This window comes from Sphingobium sp., assembly GCF_048594625.1.
Taxonomy (GTDB): Bacteria; Pseudomonadota; Alphaproteobacteria; order Sphingomonadales; family Sphingomonadaceae; genus Sphingobium.
Genome location: NZ_JBMDWL010000124.1, coordinates 1 through 13911 on the forward strand (window position 1 = coordinate 1; position 13911 = coordinate 13911).

Consider the following 13911-nt stretch of genomic DNA (forward strand, 5'->3'; position numbering starts at 1 on the left):
CCAACTTTGAGTGGCGCCTTTACAGCCTGCGACCCCAGCTTTCGCTGGGGTGACGGCTAACTGAAATCACTGACAGGCGAGGCACTCGTCATAGTCGGTGGTTTCGCCGATCTGGAATTTGGGCGCGTCGATCGTGTTGTCGGCTTCCACGCCGCCCGCGAAGCCCGCGCGCTGGACCGACTTCGAGCGCAGATAATAAAGCGACTTGATGCCCAGTTCCCATGCGCGGAAGTGGAGCATGAGCAGATCCCATTTTTCCACGTCGGCCGGGATGAACAGGTTCAGCGACTGCGCCTGATCGATGAAGGGCGTGCGGTCTGCCGCCAGTTCGAGCAGCCAGCGCTGGTCGATTTCGAAGCTGGTCTTGAACACATCCTTTTCTTCCTGGGTCAGGAAGTCGAGATGCTGGACCGAGCCGCCGCGTTCCAGGATCGAGTTCCACACGGCGCTGCTGTCCTTGGCCTTGGCCACCAGCAGCTTTTCCAGATAGGGATTCTTGACCGAGAAGCTGCCCGACAGGGTCTTGTGCGTGTAGATGTTCGCCGGGATCGGTTCGATACAGGCCGAAGTGCCGCCGCAGATGATAGAGATCGACGCGGTGGGCGCGATCGCCATCTTGCAGCTGAACCGTTCCATCACGCCCTGATCGGCGGCGTCCGGGCACGGGCCGCGTTCATGGGCGAGCAGCATCGATGCCTCGTTCACCTTGGCATTGATATGCTTGAAGATGCGCAGGTTCCACGATTTGGCCATCGCGCCTTCGAACGGGATGGAGCGCGCCTGAAGGAAGCTGTGGAAACCCATGACGCCAAGGCCGACCGACCGTTCGCGCATCGCGCTATATTTGGCGCGCGCCATTTCGGGCGGGGCGCGGTCGATATAGTCCTGAAGCACGTTGTCGAGGAAGCGCATGATGTCTTCCGCGAAGGTCGGATGATCCTTCCATTCGTCCCAGGTTTCGAGGTTCATCGACGACAGGCAGCAGACGGCCGTGCGGTCGTTGCCGAGATGATCGGTGCCGGTCGGCAGGGTGATTTCCGAACAGAGGTTCGACGTCGACACCTTGAGGCCCAGTTCGCGATGATGCTTGGGCATCATGCGGTTCACCGTGTCGCTGAACACGATATAGGGTTCGCCGGTGGCCAGACGCACTTCGACCAGCTTCTGGAACAGGGCGCGAGCGTTGACGGTGCCGCGCACGGACTGATCCTTGGGGCTGCGCAGGTTGAAGTCGGCGCCGTCGCGCACGGCTTCCATGAACTCGTCGGTCAGCAGCACGCCATGGTGCAGGTTCAGCGCCTTGCGGTTGAAGTCGCCGGACGTCTTGCGGATTTCCAGGAATTCCTCGATTTCCGGGTGCGATACGTCGAGATAGCAGGCGGCAGACCCGCGACGCAGCGAACCCTGCGAAATGGCGAGGGTGAGGCTGTCCATCACGCGAACGAAGGGGATGATGCCGCTGGTCTTGCCATTCAGACCGACCGGTTCGCCGATGCCGCGCACCGCGCCCCAATAGGTGCCGATGCCGCCCCCGCGCGAGGCGAGCCAGACATTTTCGTTCCAGGTGTTGACGATGCCTTCCAGGCTGTCGTCCACCGAGTTCAGATAGCAGCTGATCGGCAGGCCGCGACCGGTGCCGCCGTTCGACAGGACGGGCGTGGCGGGCATGAACCACAGTTTCGAAATATAGTCGTAGACGCGCTGCGCATGATCGGCATCGTCCGAATAGGCGGCCGCGACGCGCGCGAAGAGATCCTGATAGCTTTCGCCGGGCAGCAGATAGCGGTCGTTCAGCGTTTCCTTGCCGAATTCCGTCAGCAGCGCGTCGCGCGACGCATCGGTCGTCACCGGGAAACGGCGCGCCAGTACGGTCGAGGAGGTGAGCGGCGCCTGCTGCGCCTTCGCTTCCACGGCGGTCGGATCAGCCTTCGTTTCTTCCACCAGATCGTCCATTACCGTCGCCACGTCGCTGCCACCTTGTCCACTGTCTCGAAAATCCATTCGAACCCCCGATGTTCCTGTTCCGTTCGATTCGGTCAAGCGGGGCACGACGAGTCGCGCATCCTATCACCAACCGCATAATATCGGCACAAAAACAGGCCCAACCGAGCAATTGCGGGGACAAAAGCCCTCCCGACGCCGGACGCATGCCCGGCGCGCAATCACAATCTGTTGGGTGACCCCTGTTTACCCGATACCATAGATAGTGCATCCAACCCTTGACCGGATCAAGAGCCAAATCGGCGAGAATCACCGTCACATGACAGGATGATGAAACGGCCGGTCGATAAAATGAGTCGCTTCGCCGACAGCGTCACGGGCGACGCGCGGAGTTGCCTTGCCCCCGCAAAAGGCAAGGGGGTTCGCACGACATAAAAAATAAAAAATGCTTGCCACGGATTTTCCGACGAAGGTCTAAATGAAGCATCGAAAAATTGTCGTCGCGGCGTTCGCGCGGCAGCGGCCCGGATCGGCCGACGGGAGCGCAGACACAAGATATAGTGGCCAAGGAGAGGATGGAGCGATGATTCTCTACTATCACCCCCTGTCATCCTATTGCTGGAAGGTGCTGATCGCCTTCCATGAAAATGGCGTGTCCTTTACCGCAAAAATGCTGGAGGACGGCGCGGCGGCGGCGGAATGGCAGGCCTTGTGGCCGATCGGCAAATTCCCGGTGCTGCACGATCCGGCCAGGAACGCCACCGTCGGCGAAGCGGGCATCATCATCGAATATCTGGCACAGCATGAGCCGGGCACATTCCACCCCTTCCCCGCCGATCCTGACGCGGCGCTGGACGTGCGGCTGATGGACCGATTGTTCGACAATTATGTGATGACGCCGATGCAGGCGCTGGTCGCGGACCGGCTGCGGCCGGAAGGACAGCGCGACCCCTATGGCGTGGCGCAGGCACGCGACATGCTGGGCAAAGCCTATGCCATGCTGGAACGGCGCATGGCGGGACGCACATGGGCGGCGGGCGATTCATTCACGCTGGCCGACTGTGCGGCGGCGCCTGCGCTATTCTACGCCGACAGGATCGTGCCGCTGGGCGACGGGCATCCCATTCTGTCTGCCTATCTGAAGCGGCTGGAGGCGCGGCCGAGCTTTGCCCGCGTGCTGAAGGACAAGCAGCCCTGGTGGCACATGTTCCCTTTTGCCGACGGATAGACGAGTTGCTTTTGCGAACGTGTCTCACTGGACTTGCGGCGGATATGGGACTAGCCGCTGCCCCTTGCAGGACATCGCCGTGCAGGAGCGGGCCGCAAGAGATAGGGACCAGGGTAGATGACCATCATCAAGACCGCCGACCTCATTGAGAGCGTCGCCGACGCGCTGCAATATATCAGCTATTATCACCCCATGGATTATATCCGGGCACTGGGCACGGCCTATGAAGCCGAAGCCAATCCGGCGGCCAAGGACGCCATCGCCCAGATCCTGACCAACAGCCGCATGTGCGCCGAAGGCCACCGGCCGATCTGTCAGGACACCGGCATCGTCAACGTCTTCGTCAAATGGGGCATGGAATGCCGGCTCGACGATAATAGCCGCTCCATGCAGGACATCATCGATGACGGTGTGCGCAAGGCGTATCTGAACCCCGAAAACCGGTTGCGCGCTTCGATCCTGAAAGACCCCGCCTTTTCGCGTCAGAATACCAAGGACAACACGCCCTGCGTGCTGAACGTGGAAATGGTGCCGGGCAACAAGGTCGTCATCGACGTCGCGGCCAAGGGCGGCGGGTCGGAAAACAAGACCAAGTTCAAGATGATGAACCCCAGCGATTCGATCGTCGACTGGGTGCTGGACATGGTGCCGCAGATGGGCGCGGGCTGGTGCCCGCCCGGCATGCTGGGCATCGGCATCGGCGGTACGGCGGAAAAGGCCGTGGCGCTGGCCAAGGAAAGCCTGATGGACCCGATCGACATGGGCGAGCTGAAGGCGCGCGGGCCGCAGAACAAGATCGAGGAACTGCGTATCGAGCTGTTCGACAAGGTCAATGCGCTGGGCATCGGCGCGCAGGGTCTGGGTGGCCTCGCCACCGTGCTGGACATCAAGATCCACGACTATCCCTGCCACGCGGCGGGCAAGCCCGTGGCGATGATCCCGAACTGCGCCGCAACGCGCCATGCGCATTTCACGCTGGACGGGTCCGGGCCCGCCTATCTGGAAACGCCCAAGCTGTCGGAATGGCCGCAGGTCGATTGGAAGCCCAGCAAGGAAGCGATCCGCGTCGACCTCGACACGCTGACGCCCGAAGTCGTCCAGAGCTGGAAGCATGGCGACCGCCTGCTGCTGAACGGCAAGATGCTGACCGGCCGCGACGCCGCGCACAAGCGTATCGCCGACATGCTGGAAAAGGGCGAGACCCTGCCGGTCGATTTCAAGGGCCGCGTGATTTACTATGTCGGCCCCGTCGATCCGGTGCGCGACGAAGTGGTCGGCCCGGCTGGCCCGACGACCGCGACCCGCATGGACAAGTTCATGGACATGATGCTGGAACAGGGGCTGGCCGCCTGCGTCGGCAAGGCCGAACGCGGCCCGGCCGCCACCGACAGCATCGCCAAGCACAAGAGCGCCTATCTGATGGCGGTCGGCGGCGCGGCCTACCTCGTCGCGCGCGCGATCAAGGAAGCCAAGGTCGTGGGCTTTGAGGATCTGGGCATGGAAGCCATCTACGAATTCACGGTGGAGGACATGCCCGTCACCGTGGCCGTCGATAGCGAAGGCCAGAATGTCCACCGCCTTGCCCCGCTGGTGTGGCAGGAAAAGATCAAGCGCGAGAAGCTGCTGGAAGGCGCATAATTCGCTCCTTTCCCGACTATCTGACTGATGCGGATCAAGACGGCGCGCGCACCGGGCACTCCGGTTCGCGCGCCGCATTGTTTGCGGCACCCTGCATGCCGGAGTGTGCCCCATGTCCTTTGCCCAGCTCGACCCGCCCTGCCCGTCACGATTGAAGGCAAGGGAAAGGGCTATGCCCTGGCCGTCATCGATTATGGCAGGAACATAATCTGATCTGGGTTACGGGCCTGTCCGACAGCGGCGAAATACGGTGCGCGCCCAATCCGCTGGTGCGACTGGAATCCAACTGGACGATGGGACGATTGCCCCTGTCCCACGGCTTTGCCCCCCGCGCCAAGCCAAGCTGACCATTTCCAAGCAGACCGCCCTGCCGCGGACCAGCCGATGAAACGGGTGGCGAGCGTCCTACTGCGCTGATACGCTGCGGCCCCATGACAGGGGAAATCGAAGCAGCGGGCGATGTCGTCACCGGGGGCATGATGGCGCGGGCGGTGGAGCCTGCCCATGGCGAAACACATGCCAGTGGCCATGGCGCGTGCCTGAATTGCGGGACGGCGGTGTCCGACCATTATTGCGGCCATTGCGGGCAGGCAGCGCATCTGCATCGCAGCTTTGCCGCGATCGGCCACGACCTGGCCCATGGGGTGCTGCATTTCGAAGGAAAAATCTGGGCCACCCTGCCCGAACTGGCATTGCGGCCGGGGCGGCTGACGCGGCGCTATATCCATGGCGAGCGGGCGAAATTCGTGTCGCCATTCGCGCTGTTCCTCTTTTCCGCATTTCTGATGTACGCGGTCTTTTCACTGACCAGCCATGGCGGGACGACAGATGCGGTGCAGGGCGTGCGCATGAACCGCGCCGCGCAGGCCGAATTGCGACAGGAAGAGGCGAAGGCCGACGCCCATATCCGCGCGATCGCGGCGACGCTGGCGCAACCGGGCCTGTCCGCCGCGCGCAAAGAGGCGATGACCGAAGAACTGAGCGATGCGCAGGCCGAACGCAAGGCGCTGTCGCTGGCGAGCGGGCTGACCGATTCGCTGGTCGGCGAAGGCGTGAATGGCGGCATCGCGAAAAGCGTGGGTAAGGCGGTGAGCGCGGCGGCGAAGAATCCTGAGTTCGCCTATTACAAGATGAAGGCCAACGCCTATAAATTTTCCTGGGCGCTGATCCTGATTTCCCTGCCCTTCATGTGGTTGCTGTTCCCGTTCAGTCGCCGGTTCAAGATGTACGACCACGCCATGTACGTCACCTACAGCATCGCATTCATGTCGCTGCTCTTTTCCCTGTCGATGATCCTGAACGCGGTGCATGTGACGAACGGGCTGGTGACGCTGGCGCTGATCCTGTTTGCCGCATGGCATATGTATCGCCAGTTCAAGGACGGCTATGGCCTGTCGCGCGGCGGGGCGTTGCTGCGGCTGCCGCTGTTGTACGGCTTTGCCTGCGTATCGCTGTCCCTGTTCTTCACATTGGTCGTGTCGCTGGGGTGACGCGAACCGTCGGCCCTGTATAGGGGCGGCATGATCACGTCCCCCCTATGGCTGCCGGCCACGCTGATCGCTGGCGCGATGCAGGCGTGGCGCACCGCCGTGCAGCGCCGCGTCAGCGACAGCCTGTCGATCAATGCGGCAGGCCTTGTCCGCTATCTGTACGGCATTCCTTTCGCCCTGATCCTGCTTAGCGGATACCGGTGGCTGTTTCCCGCGCCGCTGCCCGGTTTCGGGCCGCTGTTCCTGCCATTCTGCATCGCGGGCGGGCTGGCCCAGATCATCGCCACCAACCTGTTGATCATGGCGTTCAGGCACCGCAACTTCGTCGTCGGCACCGCTTATTCGAAGACCGAGGCGGTGCAGGGCGCCATATTATCCTTTCTGCTGATGGGCGAACGGCTGCATCCGCTGGCATGGGCGGGGATCGGCTGCGGCGTGATGGGGGTGATGATCCTGTCCACCGGCGGCAGGCGGATGGGACCGGGCGATTTTCTGCGCGCGCTGGCACAGCCTGCCGCGCTGACCGGGATCGCGTCCGGCTTTTTCTTTGCATTGACCGCCATCGGCATCCGCCGCGCGACCCAGACCGTGGGCGGCGACGACCGCATTCTGGCGGCTTTGCTGGTGCTGGTGGTGACAGTGCTGATCCAGACGGCGATGCAGGGCGCGTGGCTGATGCTGCGCGAACCGGGCGAAATGCGCCGGGTGCTGGACAGTTGGCGGGTGTCGGGTCAGGTAGGGCTGTTGTCCGCACTGGGCAGCGCCTGCTGGTTCACCGGATTTGCCACCGCGCCGGTCGCGCTGGTGCGGATCGTGGGGCAGATCGAGGTCGCCTTCACCATGGCGTTCGGCCATTTCTACCTGAAGGAAAAGATGCGGCGCAGCGAGGCAGCGGGGCTGGTGCTGGTGGTGAGCGGCGTGGCGCTGGCGTTGACGGGATCTTTATGAACGGGGCGGATCGCTAACCCTTATTTTACCATGGTACAGTAACCACCCCCTTCGTGGAAAAAGCAGCGCTAATCGAAAACAACGTCGCCAGAGCGGTGATGAAGGTCGCCAAATTGTCCGGCGACCTGGGCATCCGCACGCTCGACCTTCAGGCAGACATCAGCGAACTGGCCGACCGCGTGACGCAACAGGCGCACACGATCGAGGCGATCAGCGGTGCCGCCGCGCAACTGTCGCGCGATGGCGACAGCGTGTCGATGGCCGGGCAGGAGGCGCGCGAACAGGCGGTCGCCGCCCGCGCGATCATCGATGATTCGGGGCGTCAGCTGTCCACCGCCAACGGCAATTTCGTCGACCTGATCGAACAGGTGAGCCGCATCCATGCGCGGCTGGACGGATTTGGCGAAGCATTGAAGACCGTGGCCCATGTGACCAGCGTCATCAGCGGCATCGCCAGCCAGACCAATTTGCTGGCGCTGAACGCCACGATCGAAGCGGCGCGCGCGGGCGATGCGGGGCGCGGCTTTGCCGTGGTGGCCGCCGAAGTGAAGAAGCTGGCGCAGGAAACCGCCACCGCGACCCACACGATCGAACAGTCGATCGCCGCGCTGACGGGCGAAGCGGGGGGCATGCTGGACAGCATCACTCATGGCGCGCAGACGGCGCGCACCGCGCTGAACGACACGAAGAATATCGAAACGCTGGTGGAGCGGCTGGGCACGCTGATGCAGGGGCTGTCGTCCAATAGCGAGGCGATGGCCTGTCGCATCACGTCGATGGTCGGTTCGGCCGGCGAGATACGCAGCGGCCTGTCGGCGCTGGCCAGCACGTCGAGCGACAATGCCGACGGCCTGCAACGCCTGTCGGGCCGGGTATCGACCGCCAGCGACGACACCAACGAACTGCTGCAATATCTGGCCGAAAGCGGCGTCGACATTCCCGATTCTCCCTATATCCGCTTCAGCCTGGAGAGCGCCGAGCAGGTCAGCCGCGCGATCGAGCGCGCCATCGATGCCCGCGAAGTCAGCGAGGCGGAGATTTTCAGCGACTATTATGTGCCCGTCATGGGCACCAACCCGCCGCTCTATACCCATCCGGTGCAGACCGCGATGATGCCCGCCGCCCGCGCGGCGCAGGAACGGGCGCGCGGCTTCCCCGGCCTGTTCGGCATGACCTTTACCGACCGCAACGCCTATGGCGCGGTGGCCATGCCCGAGCGCGCCCAGCAACAGCGGCCGGGCCAGGAGGAATGGAATATGGAATATGCGCGACAGGGCGTGATATTCGATTTCCCCGACACCCGCGAGCAGGCGAAGATCACCCAGCCTTTCTGCATCAAGGCCTATCGCCGCCTGACCGCACAGGGCGACGTCATCCTGCTGAAACAGGTGATCGCGTCCATCCATGTGAAGGGCCGCCATTGGGGCATACTCCAGATGGCCTATCAGGATCAGGGTTGACCGGTCGGGGATCGCGGGCGGCGCGGGGCTGACATGCGCCATTACCCCAGCCTGAGGTTGGAGCCTCAGCGCGGGCGGGGTCGGCTTTGAACAGGCGTTGCGCGTCGTTGCCTGAGATGCCGGCCTGCGCTGGCATGACGGATATGGCAGCGTCGGTCACCGTGGCGTAAACGCCGGAAGCAAGCCTGCCGCCTGCCCACCCATAACGACCGCCCCCTTGCCCCTTACCCCCCATGCGCTATGTCCCGCACATGTCGCAATCGGGAGCAGCCATGGATCGCCTTGTCAGCATAGTCAGGGGCGTGGGCATCGCGATCCTGTTCACGGTCGTCGCGCTGTGCCTGGCCATCACCATCGTGCCGCCTTTTCTGGACCGCATCTATTATGACGGGCCGGTCAGCCGCCATTATGACGGCGCGCATTTCCATAATCCCGATGGCGAAATCGATACGCCCGCGCCGCCCGGTACCAGCCGTCAGGGCTTTATCGCGCGCTGGCTGCTGGGGCAGGACGACCGCCCCGCATGGCCCATCGCCATTGCGGTCAAGCCTGCCCGCCCCGCCCCCTTTGCAGCGCCGCGCGGAATGGTGGCGACATGGGTCGGCCATGCGACTGTGCTGGTGCAGGCGGCGGGCCTCAACATCCTGACCGATCCGATCTGGTCCGACCATGCCAGCCCGCTGCCGCCGCTGGGGCCCAAACGCGTCGCGCAGCCGGGCATCCGCTTTGACGAACTGCCAAAGATCGACCTGATCGTCATCAGCCACAATCATTACGACCATATGGACCTGCCTACGCTCAGAAGGCTTTGGGAGCGGGATCGGCCGAAAATCGTCACCAGCCTGGGCAATGACGCGATCCTGAAGGCGCAGGGCATTCCCGCCACCGCGATCGATTGGGGTCAGTCGGTGAGCGGCGCGGCGCTGAATGGCCTTGCCCCGCAGGCGGTGATCCAGTGCGGCAATTACGAACATTGCCCCGATTATCGCGTCCATGTGACCCGCAACCATCATTGGGGCAGCCGCTGGGGCACCGACCGCAACCGCGCGCTATGGTCCAGTTTCGTCATCGAAACGCGGGCGGGCAACATCTTCTTTGCGGGCGATACCGGCGCGGGCGACATGGGATGGCCTTATGAAGCGCGACGCTATGGCCCGATCCGGCTGGCGCTGATCCCGATCGGCGCGTTCCGTTTCTGGAAAGGGCAGATGCAGTCGGACGCACATATCGGGCCGTTGCAGGCGGTGGAGGTGTTCAGGCGGCTGGGCGCGTCGACCGCCATCCCCATCCATTGGGGCACGTTCCGCCTGTCCTATGAACAATGGGACACGCCGCCGCGCATGCTGGAACTGGCGCTGCGATGCGAGGGGATAGAGCGCAGGCGTTTCGCCCCGCTGCGCATCGGCCAGTCGCTGATGGTGCCGACCGTCAGCCCGGTGCCGGTCGGCGCGAAGACATGCGACGAACGGGCGATCCGCGCGCTGGAATGATCCACAACTTATCCACAGGTCATCCCCAGCCAGTCCACGTGCCTGCCAAGGGATAATCCACAGGATTATTCACAGGCCGGGCGCGAGGGCATCGGCGGCCTTCGCGCCCGGCCCGGCTGGATCATGTCGCTGCGCGTCAGGATGCGGCGGGGCAGTCGCCCAGACGCTTGCCCGTGACATCATGGGTGGTGCGCAGAACGGGTTTGCCCCCCTGCATCTTCGTCATGGTGGTGCCCAGCGTCAGCGTGTCGGCGGTATAATTGCCCTCCACCACGATGTCGGACGTGCCCGCCCCGGCGGTGCAGGACAGGGTGGCGATCAGCCGCCCCTTGCGGATCATCCTGTCCTTATAGGTACAGGCCGTGCCCTCCTTGCCCGCCAGCGCGTCGGCGGCGGGGATGCCCTGCGCATCGACGGCGATGCACAGCTTGTCCTCGCCAATCTGCTTGAGCGCCTGCTGATATTCGGCCGGGGTGACGGTGGGGGTGTTGTAACCCGTCGTCCTGCGCGTGATCGCCCATTCCCCTGCCTTCAGCACGACCGGCGCTTCTTCGGCCTGTGGCGGGGGCGTCGGTTCGCTGCCGCAGGCGGCAAGGCCGAACGTCAAACACAGGGGCAACGCCGCGCGCATCTTCATCCGCATATCCTCATCCCTTTTTCCGGCCTTATGGCCTATGGACGCGAAGGCTCTACCCGCCGCCGCCAAAGCGCAAGCGGAAAGATCGGGCCGGTCCGCGATTATCGCCGACGCCGCGTGGGCGCATGGAAATCGGGCGGCTTGCCCGCCACCCACAGGATGAAGCGGGCAATGTCGGCATGCGCGCGCAGGGCGTCGCGATCCGCATAGGCGCGCGCCAGATCCGCATTGGTCAGTGTCGCATGGATGGTGCGATGACAGATGGGGTGGAGCGGCACCACGGCGCGCCCGCCCCGGCTTTTGGGCAGGGGGTGATGCCATTCGATGCGCCGTCCGAGCGCGCGGCCGCACAGCCAGCATGGCGATGCGTCAGCCATGAAAGAGTGGGATCAGGGTTTCGCGCAGTTGGGGCCGATCCATTTTGCCTGCGATGTGGCGGCGATGGCCATGTGTCGCATATCCGGCGTGCCGGGCGTCGCAGGCGCGCCGCCCTCCATCTTCATGTCCATGGCGATGCTATAGCTTTCAGGCGCATAACTGCCGGACATGGCGGCGTTCATCGTCCCGCCATTGGGCGCCTTGCACGATATTTGGCCCTTCACCTTGCCGCCTTTCGCCTCGAACCCAGCATAGGTGCAGTCTTTATTTTCCTGACCTGAAAACATCTCGCCGCTGGGATTCGCCGCCTGCTCTGGCGTGACGCAATATTTGAGGATGGTCGCGCCCATCGCCTGCTTCATTTGCTCTTTCGCGACGGCGGGCATTTGGGGCATATCGATATTCTGCACGGTAAAGCGCCCTTCCCACTGGCCGGGGCGAAGCTGGACCTTGTCGACTTCATCCTTCACCGCCTGCTTGCTCATGGCATCGGTGGCGGCGATCTCTCCAGCCTTGTCGTTGCAGGCGGCCAGTGCCGCCAGAAGCGCAAGCGTGATGAGTGTCCGGCGCATCATGGTCCTCCCTGTATCATTGCCCTTATCCCAAAAGATAACCACGTCGCGCGCCGGATCAATGACGGTCACGCAAAAGAGTTTTGTTCTTTATTTGTTCATATCCATTGAATATGGTCCGTCGCAATTGCGCTGCTGCCAAGAAACCCCATATTCGTCCCATGTCGATCCAGATCCGCACCACGCTCGATGAACCGGAAACCGGGGATGCCTTTGTCCCGCATCGCCCCGCGCGGCCCGAAAAGAGCGAGGGCGGCAGGCCTTTCACGCTGGTCAGCGACTATGAACCGTCGGGCGACCAGCCGACCGCGATCGCCGAACTGGTGGCGGCGGCGAAGGATGGCGAAAAGGATCAGGTGCTGCTGGGCGTCACCGGTTCCGGCAAGACCTTCACCATGGCCAAGACAATCGAAGCGTTGCAGCGGCCCGCGCTGATCCTGGCGCCCAACAAGATATTGGCGGCGCAGCTTTACGGGGAGTTCAAAAGCTTCTTCCCCGACAACGCGGTCGAATATTTCGTCAGCTATTACGACTATTACCAGCCCGAAGCCTATGTCGCGCGGTCCGACACCTATATCGAGAAGGAGTCGAGCGTAAACGAGAGCATCGACCGGATGCGCCATTCGGCCACCCGCGCGCTGCTGGAACGCGATGACGTGATCATCGTGGCGTCGGTGTCCTGCCTGTATGGCATCGGGTCGGTCGAAACCTATTCGGCGATGACCTTTGCCATGAAGAAGGGCGGGATCGAGGATCAGCGGGAGATCATCCGCAAGCTGGTCGCGCTCCAGTATAAGCGCAACGATGCGGGCTTTGCGCGCGGCAATTTCCGGGTGAAGGGCGACAATCTGGAAATCTTTCCGTCGCATTATGAAGACACCGCCTGGCGCGTCAGCTTCTTTGGCAACGAGATCGAGGATATTGTCGAATTCGATCCGCTTTCCGGAAAGAAGGTGGCCAGCCTCGATTATGTGAAGGTCTTTCCCAACAGCCACCATGTGACGCCCGGCCCGACGCTGAAGCAGGCGATGGAAGCGATCCGCCACGAATTGACCGAGCGGCTGAAGGAACTGGTCGAGGAAGGCAAGCTGCTGGAGGCGCAGCGGCTGGAGCAGCGGACCAATTTCGATCTGGAGATGATCGCCGCGACGGGCAGTTGCGCGGGAATCGAAAATTACAGCCGTTTCCTGACCGGCCGCCTGCCCGGCGAACCGCCGCCGACCCTGTTCGAATATCTGCCCGAAAATGCGGTGCTGTTCGTGGACGAAAGCCACCAGACCGTGCCGCAGATCGGTGCGATGGCGCGGGGCGACCACCGGCGCAAGATCACGCTGGCCGAATATGGGTTCCGCCTGCCCAGCTGCATCGACAATCGCCCGCTGCGCTTCAACGAATGGGATGCGATGCGGCCGCAGACGGTCAGCGTATCCGCCACCCCCGGCCCGTGGGAAATGGAGCAGACGGGCGGGGTGTTCAGCGAACAGGTGATCCGCCCCACCGGCCTCATCGACCCGCCGGTCGAGATCAAGCCGGTGGAGGATCAGGTCGACGACCTGATCAACGAATGCCGCAAGGTGGCGGCGCAGGGTTATCGTACGCTCGTCACCACCCTGACCAAGCGGATGGCTGAGGATCTGACCGAGTTCATGCATGAGGCGGGGATCAAGGTGCGCTACATGCACTCGGACGTCGAAACGCTGGAGCGTATCGAGTTGATCCGCGACCTGCGCCTTGGCGTCTATGACGTGCTGATCGGCATCAACCTGCTGCGCGAAGGGCTGGACATTCCCGAATGCGGGCTGGTGGCGATCCTCGACGCGGACAAGGAAGGGTTTCTGCGGTCCGAAACATCGCTGATCCAGACGATCGGCCGCGCGGCGCGCAATGTGGAAGGGCGCGTGATCCTCTATGCCGACCGCATCACCGGATCGATGGAGCGCGCGCTGAACGAAACATCGCGGCGGCGGGAAAAGCAGGAGGCCTATAACCTGGAGCACGGCATCACGCCGACCACGATCAAGCGCAATATTGGCGACATCATCGCCCATGTGGCGAGCAAGGATCAGGTCACGGTCGAAACGTGGCTGGAGGACAGGCCGCACCTCGTCGGCCATAACCTGCGCGCCTAT

The 13911-nt window shown here is 63.2% G+C and carries 11 protein-coding genes and 1 pseudogene; 8 read left to right on the forward strand and 4 right to left on the reverse strand.

Going from position 1 to position 13911, the window contains the following annotated elements; translation table 11 throughout:
* Positions 1–66: 66 nt before the first annotated feature.
* Positions 67–2001 (reverse strand): ribonucleoside-diphosphate reductase subunit alpha, encoded by a 1935-nt coding sequence (locus ACOJSJ_RS15930; RefSeq protein WP_420145952.1) that lies wholly within the window; start codon positions 1999–2001, stop codon positions 67–69.
* A 523-nt stretch (positions 2002–2524) separates the two neighbouring features.
* On the opposite strand from ACOJSJ_RS15930, the gene ACOJSJ_RS15935 reads away from it, so the two are divergent.
* The 7 genes and pseudogenes from ACOJSJ_RS15935 (at position 2525) to ACOJSJ_RS15965 (ending at position 10195) form a co-directional block, all read left to right on the forward strand.
* Positions 2525–3169 carry a glutathione S-transferase family protein gene (locus ACOJSJ_RS15935; RefSeq protein ID WP_420145953.1) on the forward strand — a complete coding sequence of 215 codons (645 nt, stop codon included), beginning with the start codon at positions 2525–2527 and terminating at the stop codon, positions 3167–3169.
* Positions 3170–3286: 117 nt separating this feature from the next.
* Positions 3287–4807 (forward strand): fumarate hydratase, encoded by a 1521-nt coding sequence (locus ACOJSJ_RS15940; RefSeq protein WP_420145954.1) that lies wholly within the window; start codon positions 3287–3289, stop codon positions 4805–4807.
* Between the two features lie 112 nt (positions 4808–4919).
* Positions 4920–5154, forward strand: a pseudogene (locus ACOJSJ_RS15945) (hypothetical protein).
* An 84-nt stretch (positions 5155–5238) separates the two neighbouring features.
* A complete protein-coding gene (locus tag ACOJSJ_RS15950; protein ID WP_420145955.1) occupies positions 5239–6297 on the forward strand; it encodes a DUF3667 domain-containing protein in 1059 nt (352 codons plus the stop codon).
* A gap of 30 nt (positions 6298–6327) precedes the next feature.
* Entirely contained in the window at positions 6328–7245 is a 918-nt protein-coding gene (locus ACOJSJ_RS15955; protein ID WP_420145956.1) for a DMT family transporter, read from the forward strand.
* A 98-nt stretch (positions 7246–7343) separates the two neighbouring features.
* Positions 7344–8705, forward strand: a complete 1362-nt coding sequence (locus ACOJSJ_RS15960; protein WP_420145960.1) for a methyl-accepting chemotaxis protein — start codon at positions 7344–7346, stop codon at positions 8703–8705.
* 272 nt (positions 8706–8977) lie between these two features.
* Positions 8978–10195, forward strand: coding sequence for an MBL fold metallo-hydrolase (locus ACOJSJ_RS15965; RefSeq protein ID WP_420145957.1), 1218 nt, complete (start codon positions 8978–8980; stop codon positions 10193–10195).
* 136 nt (positions 10196–10331) lie between these two features.
* Here ACOJSJ_RS15965 and ACOJSJ_RS15970 read toward each other — a convergent pair whose 3' ends face one another.
* The 3 genes from ACOJSJ_RS15970 to ACOJSJ_RS15980 form a co-directional block, all read right to left on the reverse strand.
* Positions 10332–10826, reverse strand: a complete 495-nt coding sequence (locus ACOJSJ_RS15970; protein WP_420145961.1) for a DUF3617 domain-containing protein — start codon at positions 10824–10826, stop codon at positions 10332–10334.
* A 107-nt stretch (positions 10827–10933) separates the two neighbouring features.
* Positions 10934–11209, reverse strand: coding sequence for an HNH endonuclease (locus ACOJSJ_RS15975; protein WP_420145958.1), 276 nt, complete (start codon positions 11207–11209; stop codon positions 10934–10936).
* Positions 11210–11221: 12 nt separating this feature from the next.
* Positions 11222–11782 (reverse strand): DUF3617 domain-containing protein, encoded by a 561-nt coding sequence (locus ACOJSJ_RS15980; protein ID WP_420145962.1) that lies wholly within the window; start codon positions 11780–11782, stop codon positions 11222–11224.
* 161 nt (positions 11783–11943) lie between these two features.
* On the opposite strand from ACOJSJ_RS15980, the gene uvrB reads away from it, so the two are divergent.
* On the forward strand, positions 11944–13911 hold a 1968-nt coding region (gene uvrB, locus ACOJSJ_RS15985), incomplete at its 3' end, for an excinuclease ABC subunit UvrB (RefSeq protein WP_420145959.1).

Bases quoted from the DNA above. Each gene is read 5' to 3' on its own strand.
- ACOJSJ_RS15960 (WP_420145960.1), top strand. From the start codon at position 7,344: ATGAAGGTCGCCAAATTGTCCGGCGACCTGGGCATCCGCACGCTCGAC.
- ACOJSJ_RS15965 (WP_420145957.1), top strand. From the start codon at position 8,978: ATGGATCGCCTTGTCAGCATAGTCAGGGGCGTGGGCATCGCGATCCTG.
- ACOJSJ_RS15935 (WP_420145953.1), top strand. From the start codon at position 2,525: ATGATTCTCTACTATCACCCCCTGTCATCCTATTGCTGGAAGGTGCTG.
- ACOJSJ_RS15980 (WP_420145962.1), bottom strand. From the start codon at position 11,782: ATGCGCCGGACACTCATCACGCTTGCGCTTCTGGCGGCACTGGCCGCC.
- ACOJSJ_RS15955 (WP_420145956.1), top strand. From the start codon at position 6,328: ATGATCACGTCCCCCCTATGGCTGCCGGCCACGCTGATCGCTGGCGCG.
- ACOJSJ_RS15970 (WP_420145961.1), bottom strand. From the start codon at position 10,826: ATGCGCGCGGCGTTGCCCCTGTGTTTGACGTTCGGCCTTGCCGCCTGC.
- ACOJSJ_RS15950 (WP_420145955.1), top strand. From the start codon at position 5,239: ATGACAGGGGAAATCGAAGCAGCGGGCGATGTCGTCACCGGGGGCATG.
- ACOJSJ_RS15930 (WP_420145952.1), bottom strand. From the start codon at position 2,001: ATGGATTTTCGAGACAGTGGACAAGGTGGCAGCGACGTGGCGACGGTA.
- ACOJSJ_RS15975 (WP_420145958.1), bottom strand. From the start codon at position 11,209: ATGGCTGACGCATCGCCATGCTGGCTGTGCGGCCGCGCGCTCGGACGG.
- ACOJSJ_RS15940 (WP_420145954.1), top strand. From the start codon at position 3,287: ATGACCATCATCAAGACCGCCGACCTCATTGAGAGCGTCGCCGACGCG.